Raw genomic sequence first — 14436 nt, 5'->3', positions numbered from 1 at the left:
GTGTCTGGACGACACAGCGCACCTCAGCGTGAGGAAGCGGGTTTATCGCCAACGGATGGTTCAGGAATCACAGCGCTTTCTATGATTCCCCTCGCCACCCCCTTCTACTTCGCTACCAGCAGCGCCCAGTACACCTTGTACTTCGATCCCGGCGCGTAGGCGGTCGCGATGCCCATGCGGGTGGCGTCGGGCGAGAGCAGCACCGCGTTGTGGGCGGGGCTGTCGCGCCAGCCCGAGAACGCCTCGGCCAGCGTGTGGTAGCCGGCCGAGAGGTTCGCCTTGGGATCGGCGAACCCCATCCGGGCCGCCACCGTCTTGACGATGTCCGCCTGGCTCGGCCTGTCCGCAGCCGCCATCGCGGCGGTCTCGGTCTCGGCGAGGCGCTGCAGCCCCGGATCGAGGGCCAGCATCGGCAGGCCCTTGTTGCGCCGGTACGCCCCGATCATGTCGCGGGCCGTGTCGAGATCGAGCTGCGCGCTCGCGCTCGTCATCGGCCAGTACAGGCTCGGACCGGCTGGCGTTTGGCGAACCACCTCCGTCCCCGCGCAGGCGGAGAGACCGAGCGCGAGCCCGGCGAGGGAGGCGAGGCGCAGGAGGGAACGGGAAGGCATCACGGCACGGTCTCGGGGCTCCTGCGGCGCTCGCCCGCCATCGTGCTGCCGGAGCCGCCGGCCAAGGCCGCCGCGGGCACCACCGCCTGCGCGATCCGCCCCAGCGCGTCCTGCACCGGTTCCAGCCCCTGCACGGTGACGATGCTCGCACCCGGTCCGAGATTGGGGATGAGACCCTCCTCGGACAAGGTCTTGAACACCGCGAAATTCAGGTCGCTCTGCACCTTCATCTGCAGGCCGACGTCGGTGATCATGGCGAACATCTCGAATTCGAGGAAGGGGTCGCCGATCTTGCGGAACACCACGCGGGGCGGCGGCTCCTTCAGCACGTCCGGGTGGGCCTTGGCGCAGCCGGCGATCAGGTCGGCCGCACGGACGGGGTCCTGGTTGCGCAGCACGCTCACCGAGATCGTGACACGGCCGGTGCGGTCGCCCCGCACCCGGTTCTTCACCACGCCGGAGATCAGGTTGGAGTTTGGCACGATCACCGACGAGCGGTCGAAGGTCTGGATCTCCGTGGAGCGCACGCTGATGCGCCGCACGTAGCCCTCGTTGTCGCCGATCACCACGAGGTCGCCGACCCGGATCGGGCGCTCCCACAGGAGCAGCAGGCCCGAGACGAAGTTGTTGACGATCGATTGCAGGCCGAAACCGATACCGACCGAGAGCGCGCCGGCCACGATCGTGATCTTCTCCAGGCTGAGGCCCAGATACGAGAAGGCGATCGCCAGCGAGACCAGGAACCCGACATAGCCGGTCACGGTCGCGATCGAGTTGCGCAGGCCGGGATCGAGGTCCGTCGCCGGCAGGTAGGTGTTCTCCAGCCAGCTCTTCACCACCCGCGAGATCGCGAGGCCGAGGATGAACAGGCCGATCGCCACCACGATGGTGGAGAGCGAGATCGTGACGTCCCCGACCTTGAAGCCGAAGAACGCCGCCCGCACCGACGCGTAGATGTCGGTGGAATCGACGCCCCAGGTGGCGAGGAGCAGCACCGCCGCGGCGGTGATCAGCGCCACCCGCACGAGGCCGCCCATCAGCACCGCGATCTGGTTGAGCGACTTCTTGCGCAGGCCGGTATTGGCCTGGAGCGCCGTGGCGATGCGCGAATCCGCCTGGAGGGTGCCGGCGATGAAGGCGTCCGCGCTGCTGATCGCAAGGTAGAGCAGCGCCACCGCGATCGCCGTCCACAGGAGCTGGTCGATGAGGAAGGAGGACAGCGCGATGTAGCCCGACAGGGCGCAGAGGGCGACTGCCGCCGCCACGATCCAGCCGAGGATGCGCAGCGGACCGCCGATGCCGGTATTGGACTCGGCCGCCACGTAGGGACCGAAGCAGGCCTCCTCGGAATCCGCGCGGGCCGCGAAGCGCCGCAGGCCCTCCGCGAGCACCACCGAGACCGCCACCGCGAAGACGCCGCGGGTCACGATGCTGATCGGCAGACCGACCGAGATCGCCTCGTTCACCTCCTCGATGGTGCGCCCGACGACGATCACGAAGGCGATGCCCACCACGAGCCGCGTCAGGCGCTCGGCGGTCTCGTCCTCCATGGCCACGAGGCGCCAGCCCGGCTTGCCGGGCGAGAGCAGCGCGTCCGTCACCGCCTCGACCACGGCCACGAAGGCGAGCGCCATCAGGATCCCGTGGACGACCACCGTGTAGCGGTCCGGTACCAGGCCGGTCGCCTCGACGGCGGTGCCGACGACCACGCTGCCGACGACCGCGGGCACCGCCCCCGCCAGGACGACCCGCCAGGCCGCCAGCACCTTGGCGCGCCGGGACGGGGCGGCGCCTCCCTCGATCGGCGCGCGGCGGCGGCCGAGGCGCGGGGCGATGTGGCGGCGGCCGATATAGAGGGCGACCGAGACGCCGATCGCCAGGGCGACCGCGGCGAGCCGCAGGGGGGTGCCGTTGCGGCGAAGCTGCGCCATCGTGTCGTCGAGGGCGCTTTGCGCGGTCTTGAGGTCGCGCGGCAGCGTCGCGGCCGCCCGCGACCATAGGTTCGGGCTGACGAGCCCGTCGGTGCGCTCGAACAGCGCGCGGGTGAAGGCCGCGCGGCGGCGGCGGCTTATCTGCTCGCTGATCTGGTCGCTCTGGACGAGGAGCGAGCGGGCGAGCCGCATGGTCTCGTCCACCTCGGCGACGCCCGCCTCGCGCTGGGCGCGCTCCTGCGCCACGTCGGGAGTCTCGGCGGTTTCCTTGGGCTTGGGCCCGAGCTGATTCAGGCGCTCCTTGGCGGCGTCGAGGCGCGGCGACAGGAAGTCGATGACGTGGCGCAGCCGCTCCGCCACCGGGTCGATCCCCTCCCGCAGAAGGGCGAGGTCGTCCTTGCTCAGGTCGTGATGCGTCAGGGCCTGCTCGCGCTGGTCGAGATCCGCCTTCTCGGCGTCGAGCTGGGCGCGGATCTGCTTGATCTGCTCGGAGATCGGCGTCGGGGGCGGCTTGGGCGCCTCAGCGGCCGCCGGCGCGGCTGCGCCCTGGGCCGGCGCCGCCGGAGCGGGGGCCGGGGCCGCCTTCACCGGCTGCGCCTTGGCGGGCGTCTCGGGCTGCGCGCAGGCGACACCCGGCGCCAGAACGGCGACGGCCAGCAGGGCGGCGATCCAACGGCGCGGTCCGGTCATGGCGATCCTTCTGGTCGGTGGGCGCGCGGTCCCGGAGGAGGGTGGCCGGCGCGCCCCGCCGATCTGGTCCCTCGCGCGGATGACGCAAGGGGCAGATGACGCAAGGGGTGTGGCTCGGCCGGGGACATCGCCGAGCAATGGGGCGAAAAATCGCCGGGGCAGGGATCGCTGTGGGCATCCCGGCGATTCTCAGGGTGCGACGCCGCAGGAGAGCGTCGAAACCTTCACAACCCTGTCATGCTGCTTCTAGAATGACATCGCAATGGACTCGGCCCTTCCGGTCTGCTGTGAGCCGATGGCGTCGCTCATCACGGTCCAGCAGCACAGAGGCCCGGCACGACACCGGGCACCGGCGATCCGCGGCAACCGCCCCGAGGGCGGCCGTGCCGGCCTTCCGCCGTGTCCCCTCACTCCCCCCGGACAGCGCGTGAGGTAGGCGATGGCTCCCATCTCCTCCCTCCGCGAGCGCCGCGAGGCCCGGCACCCCGCCGGATCCTCTCGCGGCGTCCGGCCAGTCGCCAGGGAAGGATGATGCTGGATCTTCAAACCCTCGTGCTGAACGCGGATTACCGCCCGCTCTCGTACAACCCGCTCTCGCTGTGGTCGTGGAAGGACGCCTTCACCGCCCTGTTCCTGGATCGCGTCACCCTCGTCGCCAGCTACGACGTCGAGGCGCGCTCGCCGAGCCGCTCACTGAAGGTGCCGAGCGTCGTCGCGCTGAAGAACTACGTGGCGATGGCGCGCTCGCCGGCCTTCACCCGCTACAACATCTACCTGCGCGACACGTTCAGCTGCCAGTATTGCGGCCTCCGGCTTCCCGCCGGCGGGCTCACCTTCGACCACGTGGTGCCGCGCTCGCGCGGCGGACAGTCGAGTTGGGAGAACGTGGTCGCGGCCTGCAGCCCGTGCAACCTGCGCAAGGCGAACCGGACCCCCGAGGAGGCGGAGATGCCTCTCCTCAACGAGCCGCGCCGGCCGAGCCGCTACGAGCTGCACCGCCGCCAGCCGGAATTCGATCACCGGCAGTACCACCACACCTGGCTCGACTACCTGTACTGGGACAGCGAGCTGGAGACCTGATGGCATCCGGGCGCCCCTCGTCGCGGAGGGGCGTCGCGGCGGTGCGGCGCATCACCACGACCGCGCCACCGCGGGGCCGCCGTCACTCCTCGGGAAAGAACGGCGGCGGCACGTTGTAGACCGGCAGCCGGTCATTGCGGGGCATCCAGGCGTGGTAGACGACGCCGTCCGTCACGCCGTAACCCACGGGCTGGACGTGGAACGATCGGGCGAAGCGCGGCCTCGCCGCGGGCCGCCAGTGCCGCGGGGCGGCCGGACCCGGCCCGTATCCTTCGGGCGGCAGGGCCGCATCCTCCGGCATCCCATCCGCCGCCGCAGGCGCGGCGAGGGAGAGCAGCAGAACGGACGCGGTCAGGAGCGGGCGACGCATGGGCGGGGTCTCCGGAGATGCGCCGGAGCGTCGCGCATCCCGGCGACCGGGCGGTTAAGGCGGGTCGCCGATTGAACCGTATGGTTTCCGGCTCACTGCGCGGTGACGCCGCCGTCGATTACGAACTCGGCCCCGGTGACGAAGCTCGATTCATCGGCGGCCAAGTAGGCGGCCAGCGCCGCGATCTCGTCCGGTCCCGCGTTGCGGCCGAGCGGCACCGCGCCGCGCAGGCGCTCGCGCAGGGCCTCGGGATCGCGCCCGCCGGCCGCGAGCGAGGTCAGCATGTCGGTCTCGGTGAAGCCCGGATGGATCGAGTTGCAGCGGATGCCGTAGCCCTGCCGGGCGCAGTGCAGCGCCACCGATTTCGTGAGCAGCCGAACCGCGCCCTTCGAGGCGTTATAGGCGGTCAGGTTGTGCCCGCCGACGATGCCCGACACCGACGAGAGATTGATGATGGACCCGCCGCGCCCCGCGGGCGGCTTCATGATCCGCACGGCGTGGCGGCAGCCGAGGAAGGTGCCGTCCACGTTGACGTCCTGCACCCGCCGCCACTGCTCCAGGGTGACGGACTCGATCGTCGCGACGACCGCGATGCCGGCGCTGTTGACGACGACGTCGATTCCGCCGTGCCGCTCCGCCGCCGCGTCGACGGCCGCCTGCCAGGATCCGTCGCGGGTCACGTCGAGATGCGCGAAGCGGAAGGCCGGGTGCGTGGCCGCGGCCCGGGCGCCCTCCTCCGCGTCGATGTCGGCGAGGATGATCGCCGCCGCGCCCTCCTGGGCGAAGCGCCGGGCCGTCGCGAGGCCGATCCCGCGCGCACCCCCGCTGATCAGGGCGACCTTGCCGGTCAGACGCTCCATGCCCTCCCCCGCCCTGCGCCGCTCCGGGGCGGCGCGCGAGACTGGGGCGGTTCGCGCCCGGCCGCAAGCCGGTTCAGAACTTCACGGCCGCGCCGCCCCGGACGGTGTTGAGGTTCGCCTTGTGGCCGTCGAAATCGTTGAACTGCACCCACTGGTACTCGGCGCGGAGCAGGATGTTGGCGGTCAGCGCGAATTCGAGGCCGCCACCCGCCGCGACGCCGCCGACGATCTTCTCCTTGCGTTTGGAGAGTGCCACGGGAGCCGCGAGGGCCCCGCCAGGGACATCCGAGTATCCGAAAGACGTGACCTCGACGTTCTGGCCGGTGGCCTGGTTCGATTTCTGCTGCTTCTGATCGTACCCGTAGTCCCGAACGTAGGTGGTGTCGGTGATCTGCGCTCGTCCGATCGCGAAGCCGCCGGTCACGAAGGGGAGGAAATTGCCGAGATCGTAGCCGAAGCGCGCCCGCAGGGTCGCGTAGTCGTCGATGCGGGTCTTCGCGGTGCCATTCAGCTTGACGCCATCGAGGAAGCCGTCGCTCGCGACGAGCTCTCGCCAAATCTGGTCAGACGTCGAACCCGTCTTCCCAAGATGCGTATAGTCGAGTTCGGCGCCGACGACGATCTCGTCGAACTGGAAATTCATCCCCGCATAGGCACCGAACGTCGTCGCGTCCCGCCGATCACCGTAGGGCCGCAGCAGCTGCGACGCATTGAGGTTTTTCTCGGTGCGGGTGTCTCGCAGATAGGTGGCGACCGGCTCCTGGAAGACGTTGCCGAAGCCGAAACTGGTGCTCGTCCAGCCGCCGTGGCCGCCGAAATAGACGCCCTCCCAGTTGCCGGTCGGCGCCGCCGCCTCGATGGCGCTGCCGCGAAGCGCGGCGAAGTCGAGGTCGGCCGCCCTCGCCGGCGTGAGGCCGGCGACGACGAGGCCGGCCAGGAATCCAGAGGTCACGATACGCATGTGGCTGATCCCCCGACGGCCCGTCGGCGCGATGCGAGCTTCGATGACCCAAAGTTCGCACAGTAACCTTAACATTGTCCTTCCAGCCGCCCATTTGAAATTGTGCCGGAAACGAGCAAGGCCCGGAGCGTGGCTCCGGGCCCTCGTTCTGAAGCGGCGATGCGGTCTTCAGTAGGCGGCCGCGTTGAACAGCCCCGCGAAGGGGGCCGCGCCGAAGGCCCAGCGCAGGCCGACCCGCACCTCGTTGGCGGTGATGTCCTTGAGGCGGGTATTCTGCCCGTAGGCGTCGACGCCGCTGCGCGCCTTGCCGACGTCGAGGTAGCGGTAGCTCGCGTCGAGGCTCAGGCCGTTGCCGAAATCATACGCGATGCCGGCCATGGCGGCCCAGGCGAGCGTCGTGGTCGTGTGGTTCGCGCGCAGATCCCGGGTCTGCGGTCCGATCGCGTAGATCGGCTGGGTGTCGCCGCAGGTCACCGTCAGGCAGGTCGTCTGCGTCCAGCCGCCGTTGAACCGCTTCTCCGCGACGCCGACACCCGCGCCGACATAGGGGGTGAAGCCCCACCACGTGCCGAGATCCGCGTAGACGTTGACGAGGCCGGTGAGGAGGTCGAGCTTGCCGCCCTCCTCGTTGAAGCCCTCCACGAAATGCGTGCGCGAGCTGTAATCGTGGAAGCGGCTCGACGTGCGCGCGTCGACGGTCACGTCGGCCCGCAGGAAGCTGGTGAAGCGGTAGCCGATGCCGCCGCCGCCGCCCGTGGTGTTGCTCAGGCGCAGATGCTCGAGCTTGGCGCCGGGCGTGCCGGGGAGCGTGTCGTCGCCGGGATGGTAGAAGTCGCTCGCCGTGAAGTCGCCGCGCAGGTACCAGCCGCTGCCGATGGCGACCGGGGGCTCGGGCGGGGCGGGCAGCGGGGGCGGAGGCGGGAGCAGATCGGCCGCCGCCGCCGGAGCGACCCCGAGCAGCGCCGCGCAGAGCGCCACGGCCGACCGGCGTTGAAGCCATCCACGCATCACACACCCTCTTGTCTGAAGATCCGCGCCGCAGCGCCCGGAACCGTGACGTCGAGACTTAATCCGAAGAAGTTAGGAAGGACTTAACCCTAATGGCCGGGCGGCGACGCGGATCGGTGCCCCCCACCCGCGGGAGCGGGAGCGGCGGCGCGCCCTCCGGCCGCGCCGCCGCCCTCATCGCGCGTCAGTACTTGCGGACGATCGGGCCGGGGGGCGGGGGCGGCTCGTAGGCCGCGACCGGGACCACCGGCGCGCCGAACATCCAGCGCATGCCGATCTTGATGTCGTGGGACTCGATCTCCTTGACCTTGATCGGCGCGAAGGTCTGTCCGCAGAAGCAGTTCAGGACGCCGGTGCTCGCTTGGCCGAGGTTCAGGTAGCGGTAGGCCAGTTCGAGCTTCAGATTCGGGGTCACCGCGTAGGACAAGCCGGCATGGAGCGCCCAGGCCAGGCTCGTCTGCGTCTTCGCCCGGTAGGAGCCGCCGCTCGCCCCGCCCTGCTGGCACTCGACCGCGTTGCAGGCGCTATTGATGTCGAAGTCGTTGTACTTGACGAGGTTGATGCTGTTGTCCGAGAAGCCCGACAGGTGGTTGAAGGCCACACCGACGCCGCCGCCGACGAAGGGCGTGACGCCGTACCACGTGCCGAGATCCGCGTAGACGTTGGCCATCACGACGCCGGACGAGAGATTGCCGTTCGTGGTCTCGTCGGTGTGGTCGTAGGTGACCTGCCGCAGGCCATCCGCGGAGGTGTAGGGCACCTTGGCGTCGATCCGGTCGTTCGCCCGCAGGCCCGCCGAGAAGCGGTACTCGCCGGTGACGTCGGCGCGCAGCCAGGGATTGAACTGGTAGCCGACGCCCACGCCCGCGAAGCCGCCGCCCGCGAGATCGGTGTTGTAGTAATTGACCGCGTCGGGCTGCGCCACGGTCGAGAGCTTGGGCTGCGTGTAGATGCTGGCGCCGACGTCGCCGCGCAGGTACCAGCCGCCGCCGACCTCGAGGAGCGGGGGCGGGGGCGGCGGGGGTGCCGGGAGCGGGAACAGGTCGGCGGCGTGGACGAGGCTCGGCACGCAGACGCCAGCGGCGAGCGTGACGATGCGCGCCAACGCGCGTGGCTTGAAGCGGCCCATGACGAATCCTCGGTTGACGGGCCGCGCGATCGGGGCGGCCCAACCCTGAAAACGTCATGAGTTTCGCGAGAACCGGTAAACCCCGGCTTAACGTTAAACCTTAGGCTTCTTTATTTGATTGAAGTGCGCGGTGCGTGTGTTGAGAGCCCGGCCCGTCATGCGGCCGCCTTGCGCAGAGCCTCGACTACCTCATCGACGACCTCGACCACGAGGTCGCGGTTGTCGCCCTCGGCCATGACCCGGATCACCGGCTCGGTCCCCGAGGGGCGGATCACGAGGCGGCCGGCATTGCCGAGGCGCTGGCGCGCACCCTCGATGGCGGTGACGACGGATTCCTGGCGAAGCGGCTCGCCGGCGCCGTAGCGCACGTTCTTGAGGATCTGCGGCAGCGGGTCGAAGCAGTGGCAGACCTCGCTGACCGGCCGCTGCTGGCGCTGCACCACGGTGAGGAGCTGGAGGGCCGCCACCAGCCCGTCGCCCGTGGTCGCGTAATCCGACATGATGATGTGGCCGGATTGCTCGCCGCCGAGGTTGTAGCCGTGCTCCCGCATGTGCTCCAGCACGTAGCGGTCGCCGACCGCCGTGCGCACGAGGCCGAGGCCGAGGCCGCCGAGATAGCGCTCCAGGCCGAGATTCGACATGATCGTGGCGACGATGCCCGGCTGGGTCAGGCGCTCGTCCTCCTTCCACGACCGCGCCACCACCGCCATCAGCTGGTCGCCGTCGACCCGCTGGCCCTTCTCGTCCACCACCAGCACCCGGTCCGCGTCGCCGTCGAGGGCGATGCCGATATCGGCGCGCAGTTCTCGCACCTTGCGCACCAGGGCGTCCGGGGCGGTCGAGCCGACGTCGCGATTGATGTTGAAGCCGTCCGGCTCCGTGCCGATGGCGATCACCTCGGCGCCGAGTTCCCACAGCGTCTCGGGGGCGACCCGGTAGGCGGCGCCGTTCGCGCAGTCGACGACGACGCGCAGTCCCTCGAGGGTGATCGTGCGCGGCAGGGTCCGCTTGGCGAACTCGATGTAGCGGGCATGCACGCTCTCGATCCGCTTGGCCCGGCCGAGATCGGGCGCGGCGGAGAGGCGCTTCTGGAGGTCGGAATCCAGCAGACGCTCGATCTCGCGCTCGACCTCGTCGTTGAGCTTGAACCCGTCCGGGCCGAACAGCTTGATGCCGTTGTCCTCGTAGGGATTGTGGGAGGCCGAGATCATCACGCCGATATCGGCGCGCATGGAGCGGGTGAGCATCGCCACGGCGGGCGTCGGCATCGGACCGAGCTGCAGCACGTCCATGCCGACCGAGGTGAACCCGGCGATCAGCGCGGTCTCGATCATGTAGCCGGACAGACGCGTGTCCTTGCCGATCACCACCCGGTGGCGGTGGTCGCCGCGCTGGAACAGGAGGCCGGCCGCCTGCCCCACCTTGAGCGCCAGTTCCGGGGTGATGACGCCGTTCGCGCGGCCCCGGATGCCGTCGGTACCGAAGTACTTGCGCAACGTCGTCCTCCTCGCCCGGCCGTATCGTCCCGCCCACCCTGCGGCGGGCGTCGCGGCCATCGTGTTTCGCGGGGTGTCATACAGGAGCGGCGCGCGGGTCGACAATCCGAACGCGGCGTTTGCGTTAAGGCCGGACCTCGGCGGAGTGCGAAGCGGCGTCCGGCGCCCAGTCCAGTTCGACGATCGCGAACCCGTCCTCGCGGTTGAATCGCAGGGCCGAGAGCCGCATCGCCCGCAATGGCCCGGCCTCGTCGGCGCGCGGGCACTGCACGGGGTCATGCGCGTGGTGGTCGCCGTCGAGCCGGCGGGCGAAGGCCGCGCCGATCCGGTCGACCGCATCCACCGAGCGGAACGCCGGTGAGACGTAGACGACCTGCTGGGGCGCGCGCGCCAGGCAGTAACGCCAATCGGCCCGCGCCGGCCCCGCGAGGAGTGCGGGACCGAGTATCGCGAGAGCGGAGATGAGGGGCAGTCGCATCACGGGCAGAGTCCGGCGCGCCCGTCGGCGCTGACGGCCGTGCATTCGCCCCGCCAATGCGGCGCCAGAATGGCGTGCGGCTCAGGCCTCCGCCGCCTCCGCCTCCTCGATCGGCAGGGTCCAGACGAGATCCCCCGCCTCGTCCACCAACCAGACCAGGTTCGCCTCCTTGCACAGGAGTTCGTCGGCGCGGCCGAGGGCGCGCGCCGTGGCTTGGCGGATGTTCGCCGCCTCGATCGGCAGATCGCGCAGAGCGCGTCCCACCGTTCCGTAGCGACCGCGCGCCGCGGCTCTGAGCCGGTAGGTCGGCATGCCGACACGCCACTCCCGTAAGGTCAACCGGACCGCGTGTACCGCCGGACCGGCCGCTCGCGCAAGGGTAAACAGCGTCCGGCCGTTGACAAGGCGGCCGGTGGGCTTAGAGCATCCAGGTCGAGCGGGGCGCCCCGGGCGCCGCGGAAAATTTCGCAAACACAAGAGCCTACGGCGTCGTCCGGCCGGCAGCGCGGCCGGACCCGGGACCGGCGAGGGAGCGCGGAGGAGCCGATGAGGGTCGCCTGCCTGGGCGAATGCATGGTGGAACTCTCCGAGCGGGCGGACGGGGCGCTGACCCGGGGCTTCGGAGGCGACACGCTCAACACGGCGCTCTACCTCGCGCGTCTCGGCGTCGCCGTCGACTACGTCACGGCTCTCGGCGAGGATCCCTGGAGCGACGAGATGGCGGAGGCCTGGGCGCGGGAAGGGATCGGGCTCGACCGCATCCGCCGCCTGCCCGGCCGCATGCCCGGCCTCTACATCATCCGCACCGACGCGGCGGGCGAGCGCAGCTTCCACTACTGGCGCGACAGCGCCGCCGCCCGCGACCTGTTCACGGAGCCGCAGGCTGCGGCGACCTGCGCGGCCCTCGCCGCCTACGGCCTCGTCTACCTGTCCGGGATCAGCCTCTCGCTCTACGGAGAGAGGGGCCGGGCGGTTCTCGACGAGGCGCTGACCGCGCTGCGCGCCCGCGGCGGGACGGTCGCCTTCGACACCAATTACCGCCCGCGCGGCTGGCCGGACCGGGACGAGGCGCGCCGCGTCTTCCGGGCCGCCCTGGCGCGGGCCGACCTGATCTTCGCCTCGATCGAGGATCTCGACTGGCTCTACGGCGAGAGCGGCGAGGAGGAGGTGCTGCGCCACCGCGGCCGGGCCGAGATCGTCCTCAAGCAGGCGAGTGACGGCCGGCCCTCGGCGCGCCTGCTGCACGGGACGTCCGACGAGACGGTCCCGGCGCCGCCTGTCGCGACGGTCGTCGACACGACCGCGGCCGGAGACAGCTTCGCGGCCGGCTACATCGCCGGTCGCCTCGCCGGCCTCGCCCCCGCTTCGGCCGCCGGCCTCGCCCACACCCTCGCGGGCGCCGTGATCCGCCACCGCGGCGCCGTGATCCCCCGGGAGGCGATGCCCGCCCTCGCCCTCGGAACCCCCTCCGGAGAGACCGCATGACGAGCCCAGCCGAGACCCGCCTCGAGCGCCTCAACGCCCTCCTCGCCGCGGCGCCGGTGATCCCGGTGATCACCGTGCCCGAGCTCGCCCACGCGGTGCCCCTCGCCCGCGCGCTGGTGGCGGGGGGCATCCGCACGCTGGAGATCACCCTGCGCACGCCGGTCGCCCGCGAGGCCGCCCGGGCGATCATGGCCGAGGTGCCGGAGGCCGTGGTCGGGATCGGGACCGTGCTCACCCCGGCCGACCTCGACGCGGCGCAGGCGCTCGGCGCCCGCTTCGCGCTCAGCCCCGGGGCCACGCCGGACCTGCTGCGGGCCGCGGCCCACAGCGACATGGCCTTCATGCCGGGCATCGCCACCCCCTCCGACCTGATGCAGGTTCTGGCGGCGGGCTTCTCGGTGGCGAAGTTCTTCCCGGCCGTGCCGGCGGGCGGCCAGGCGGCGCTGAAGGCCCTCGCCGGCCCCTTCCCGCAGGCGCGGTTCTGCCCGACCGGCGGGATCGGCGAGGCCGAGGCGAAGTCCTGGCTCGCCCTGCCGAACGTGGTCGCGGTGGGCGGATCCTGGCTGGCGCCCGAGGCCGAGATCCGCGAGGGGCGCTTCGACGCCATCACCGAGCGCGCGCGCCGCACCCTCGCGGGCCTCGCCTGAGCGGTTCGGCCGCGCGAGCCCCTGGCGCAGGCGGGTCGGGAACGCTACATGAGGGGGGCGGGGCTGCGGGGTGCGTCAGGAGACACATATCCCCGGGGCCTTATCGACTCCCTCGGGAGCTGTCCCCGCCCCGGTCCGTGGACCGGGGCACACGGCGCCCACCTACGCTGTAGGTTCCCGGGATCGATCCTCCAACGGCTTTCGTGGCTCCGCGCTCTCCATGTCCGATTCCGTCCCGATCCCGAAGGCGTCCCTCCGCAAGGAGGCGCTCGCCCGACGGGACGGACTCGATCCGGCCCTGCGCGAGGCGGCGAGCGCGCGCATCGCCGCGACGCTGCTGTCCCTCCCCGTTCTCGCCCGCGCCCCCCTCGTGGCGGCCTATTGGCCGATCCGCAGCGAGGTCGACGTCCGGCCGCTGATCCAGGCGCTGAGGGCCCGCGGGCAGGCGGTGGCCCTGCCGCAGGTGACGCCGGAGGGCCTCCTCTTCCGGCAGGTCGCGCCGGGCGAGGCGCTGGCGGCGGGCGGCTTCGGCCTCAGCGAGCCGGGCCCCGACGCTCCCGTCGTGCGGCCCCGCGCGCTCCTGGTGCCGCTCGCCGCCTTCGACCGCCGCGGTCACCGCATCGGCTACGGCAAGGGCTACTACGACCGGGCGCTCGCCTCCCTCGACACCGAGGGGCGCGTCCTGGCGATCGGCGTCGCCTTCGCGGCGCAGGAGGTCGCTGCCGTGCCCGACTCGCCCCATGATCGCCGCCTCGACCGCGTCGTCACCGAGGCCGGCCTCCTCGACATCTCCGGAGCCTAGAGCGATGCGCCTCCTGTTCCTCGGCGACGTGGTCGGGCGCCCGGGCCGCACGGCCGTCGCCGAGCGCCTGCCCGGCCTTCGCGAGCGCTGGCGGCTCGACTGCGTCGTCATCAACGGCGAGAACGCGGCCGGCGGCTTCGGCATCACGGAGACGATCTGCGACGAACTCCTGGATGCGGGGGCGGACGCGGTCACGCTCGGCAACCACTCCTTCGATCAGCGCGAGGCCCTCGTCTTCATCGAGCGCCAGCCCCGCCTCGTGCGGCCGGCCAACTACCCGCCGGGCACGCCCGGCCGCGGGGCCACCGTGGTCGAGACCCGCGCCGGGGCCCGCGTGCTTATCGTCAACGTGATGGGCCGGATCTTCCTCGATCCCCTGGACGATCCCTTCGCGGCCGCGGAGCGCGAGGTCTCAGCCTGCCCCCTCGGGGCCGCCGCCGACGCGGTGATCGTCGACGTCCACGCGGAGGCGACGAGCGAGAAGGAGGCCTTCGGCCACTTCCTCGACGGGCGCGCGACCCTGGTCGTCGGCACCCACACCCACGTGCCCACCGCCGACCACCGCATCCTGCCCGGCGGCACGGCCTACCAGTCGGATGCCGGCATGTGCGGCGACTTCGATTCGGTGCTCGGCATGCAGAAGGACGAGCCGCTGCGGCGATTCCTGCAGAAGACGCCGGGCGCGCGGCTCGAAGCGGCGACCGGCGAGGGCACGCTCTGCGGCCTCGCGGTCGAGACCGATGACGCGACCGGGCTCGCCACGCGCGTCCACCCGGTGCGGCTCGGGCCGCACCTGGAGGAGACCTGGCCGCGGCATTGGGAGTGAACGGCACGGATTGCGGTCGCGCCCGGGACGGCCGGCGCTTGATCCAGGACCGGCCAACCGGC

At 71.4% G+C, this 14436-nt stretch carries 15 protein-coding genes and 1 other RNA gene; 6 read left to right on the top strand and 10 right to left on the bottom strand.

Features of this window, described 5'->3' with window-relative positions; genetic code table 11:
* Positions 1 to 104: 104 nt before the first annotated feature.
* Positions 105 to 611, bottom strand: a complete 507-nt coding sequence (locus tag ACW9J6_RS11080) for a CAP domain-containing protein (protein WP_457116524.1) — start codon at positions 609 to 611, stop codon at positions 105 to 107.
* Positions 611 to 3232 (bottom strand): DUF3772 domain-containing protein, encoded by a 2622-nt coding sequence (locus ACW9J6_RS11075; protein WP_457116523.1) that lies wholly within the window; start codon positions 3230 to 3232, stop codon positions 611 to 613. Before ACW9J6_RS11075 ends, ACW9J6_RS11080 begins: the two co-directional genes overlap by 1 nt.
* Before the next feature lie 531 nt (positions 3233 to 3763).
* Between ACW9J6_RS11075 and ACW9J6_RS11070 the strand changes: the two genes are divergently transcribed.
* Positions 3764 to 4312: an HNH endonuclease gene (locus ACW9J6_RS11070; protein WP_457116522.1), complete on the top strand. Its 549-nt coding sequence runs from the start codon at positions 3764 to 3766 to the stop codon at positions 4310 to 4312.
* 82 nt (positions 4313 to 4394) lie between these two features.
* Here ACW9J6_RS11070 and ACW9J6_RS11065 read toward each other — a convergent pair whose 3' ends face one another.
* From ACW9J6_RS11065 to ACW9J6_RS11030, 8 genes are all read right to left on the bottom strand, one after another.
* Positions 4395 to 4682, bottom strand: coding sequence for a hypothetical protein (locus ACW9J6_RS11065; RefSeq protein WP_457116521.1), 288 nt, complete (start codon positions 4680 to 4682; stop codon positions 4395 to 4397).
* A gap of 92 nt (positions 4683 to 4774) precedes the next feature.
* A complete protein-coding gene (locus tag ACW9J6_RS11060) occupies positions 4775 to 5542 on the bottom strand; it encodes a glucose 1-dehydrogenase (RefSeq protein WP_457116520.1) in 768 nt (255 codons plus the stop codon).
* A 73-nt stretch (positions 5543 to 5615) separates the two neighbouring features.
* On the bottom strand, positions 5616 to 6503 hold the full coding sequence (locus tag ACW9J6_RS11055; RefSeq protein WP_457116519.1) for an outer membrane protein: 888 nt from the start codon (positions 6501 to 6503) through the stop codon (positions 5616 to 5618).
* A 168-nt stretch (positions 6504 to 6671) separates the two neighbouring features.
* Positions 6672 to 7511 (bottom strand): outer membrane protein, encoded by an 840-nt coding sequence (locus tag ACW9J6_RS11050; protein ID WP_457116518.1) that lies wholly within the window; start codon positions 7509 to 7511, stop codon positions 6672 to 6674.
* A 184-nt stretch (positions 7512 to 7695) separates the two neighbouring features.
* Positions 7696 to 8640 (bottom strand): outer membrane protein, encoded by a 945-nt coding sequence (locus tag ACW9J6_RS11045; RefSeq protein ID WP_457116517.1) that lies wholly within the window; start codon positions 8638 to 8640, stop codon positions 7696 to 7698.
* 155 nt (positions 8641 to 8795) lie between these two features.
* Positions 8796 to 10136: a phosphoglucosamine mutase gene (gene glmM, locus ACW9J6_RS11040; protein WP_457116516.1), complete on the bottom strand. Its 1341-nt coding sequence runs from the start codon at positions 10134 to 10136 to the stop codon at positions 8796 to 8798.
* Positions 10137 to 10260: 124 nt separating this feature from the next.
* Positions 10261 to 10614 carry a hypothetical protein gene (locus tag ACW9J6_RS11035; protein ID WP_457116515.1) on the bottom strand — a complete coding sequence of 118 codons (354 nt, stop codon included), beginning with the start codon at positions 10612 to 10614 and terminating at the stop codon, positions 10261 to 10263.
* A gap of 81 nt (positions 10615 to 10695) precedes the next feature.
* A complete protein-coding gene (locus ACW9J6_RS11030) occupies positions 10696 to 10926 on the bottom strand; it encodes a hypothetical protein (protein WP_457116514.1) in 231 nt (76 codons plus the stop codon).
* A 234-nt stretch (positions 10927 to 11160) separates the two neighbouring features.
* Here ACW9J6_RS11030 and ACW9J6_RS11025 point away from each other — a divergent pair, with 234 nt between their 5' ends.
* From ACW9J6_RS11025 to ACW9J6_RS11005, 5 genes are all read left to right on the top strand, one after another.
* The gene (locus ACW9J6_RS11025; protein ID WP_457116513.1) at positions 11161 to 12099 is read left to right on the top strand and encodes a sugar kinase; all 939 of its coding nucleotides are present in this window, start codon (positions 11161 to 11163) and stop codon (positions 12097 to 12099) included.
* Positions 12096 to 12746, top strand: coding sequence for a bifunctional 4-hydroxy-2-oxoglutarate aldolase/2-dehydro-3-deoxy-phosphogluconate aldolase (gene eda, locus ACW9J6_RS11020; protein ID WP_457116512.1), 651 nt, complete (start codon positions 12096 to 12098; stop codon positions 12744 to 12746). Before ACW9J6_RS11025 ends, eda begins: the two co-directional genes overlap by 4 nt.
* Positions 12747 to 12803: 57 nt before the next feature.
* Positions 12804 to 12960: non-coding RNA, 6S RNA (ssrS, locus tag ACW9J6_RS11015), on the top strand.
* A 6-nt stretch (positions 12961 to 12966) separates the two neighbouring features.
* Positions 12967 to 13548 carry a 5-formyltetrahydrofolate cyclo-ligase gene (locus ACW9J6_RS11010; RefSeq protein ID WP_457116511.1) on the top strand — a complete coding sequence of 194 codons (582 nt, stop codon included), beginning with the start codon at positions 12967 to 12969 and terminating at the stop codon, positions 13546 to 13548.
* A gap of 4 nt (positions 13549 to 13552) precedes the next feature.
* Positions 13553 to 14374, top strand: coding sequence for a TIGR00282 family metallophosphoesterase (locus tag ACW9J6_RS11005; protein WP_457116510.1), 822 nt, complete (start codon positions 13553 to 13555; stop codon positions 14372 to 14374).
* The last annotated feature ends 62 nt before the right edge of the window (positions 14375 to 14436 follow it).

It is taken from the genome of Methylobacterium sp. JK268, from assembly GCF_054052225.1.
This window is presented reverse-complemented; position numbering and strand designations above follow the sequence as displayed.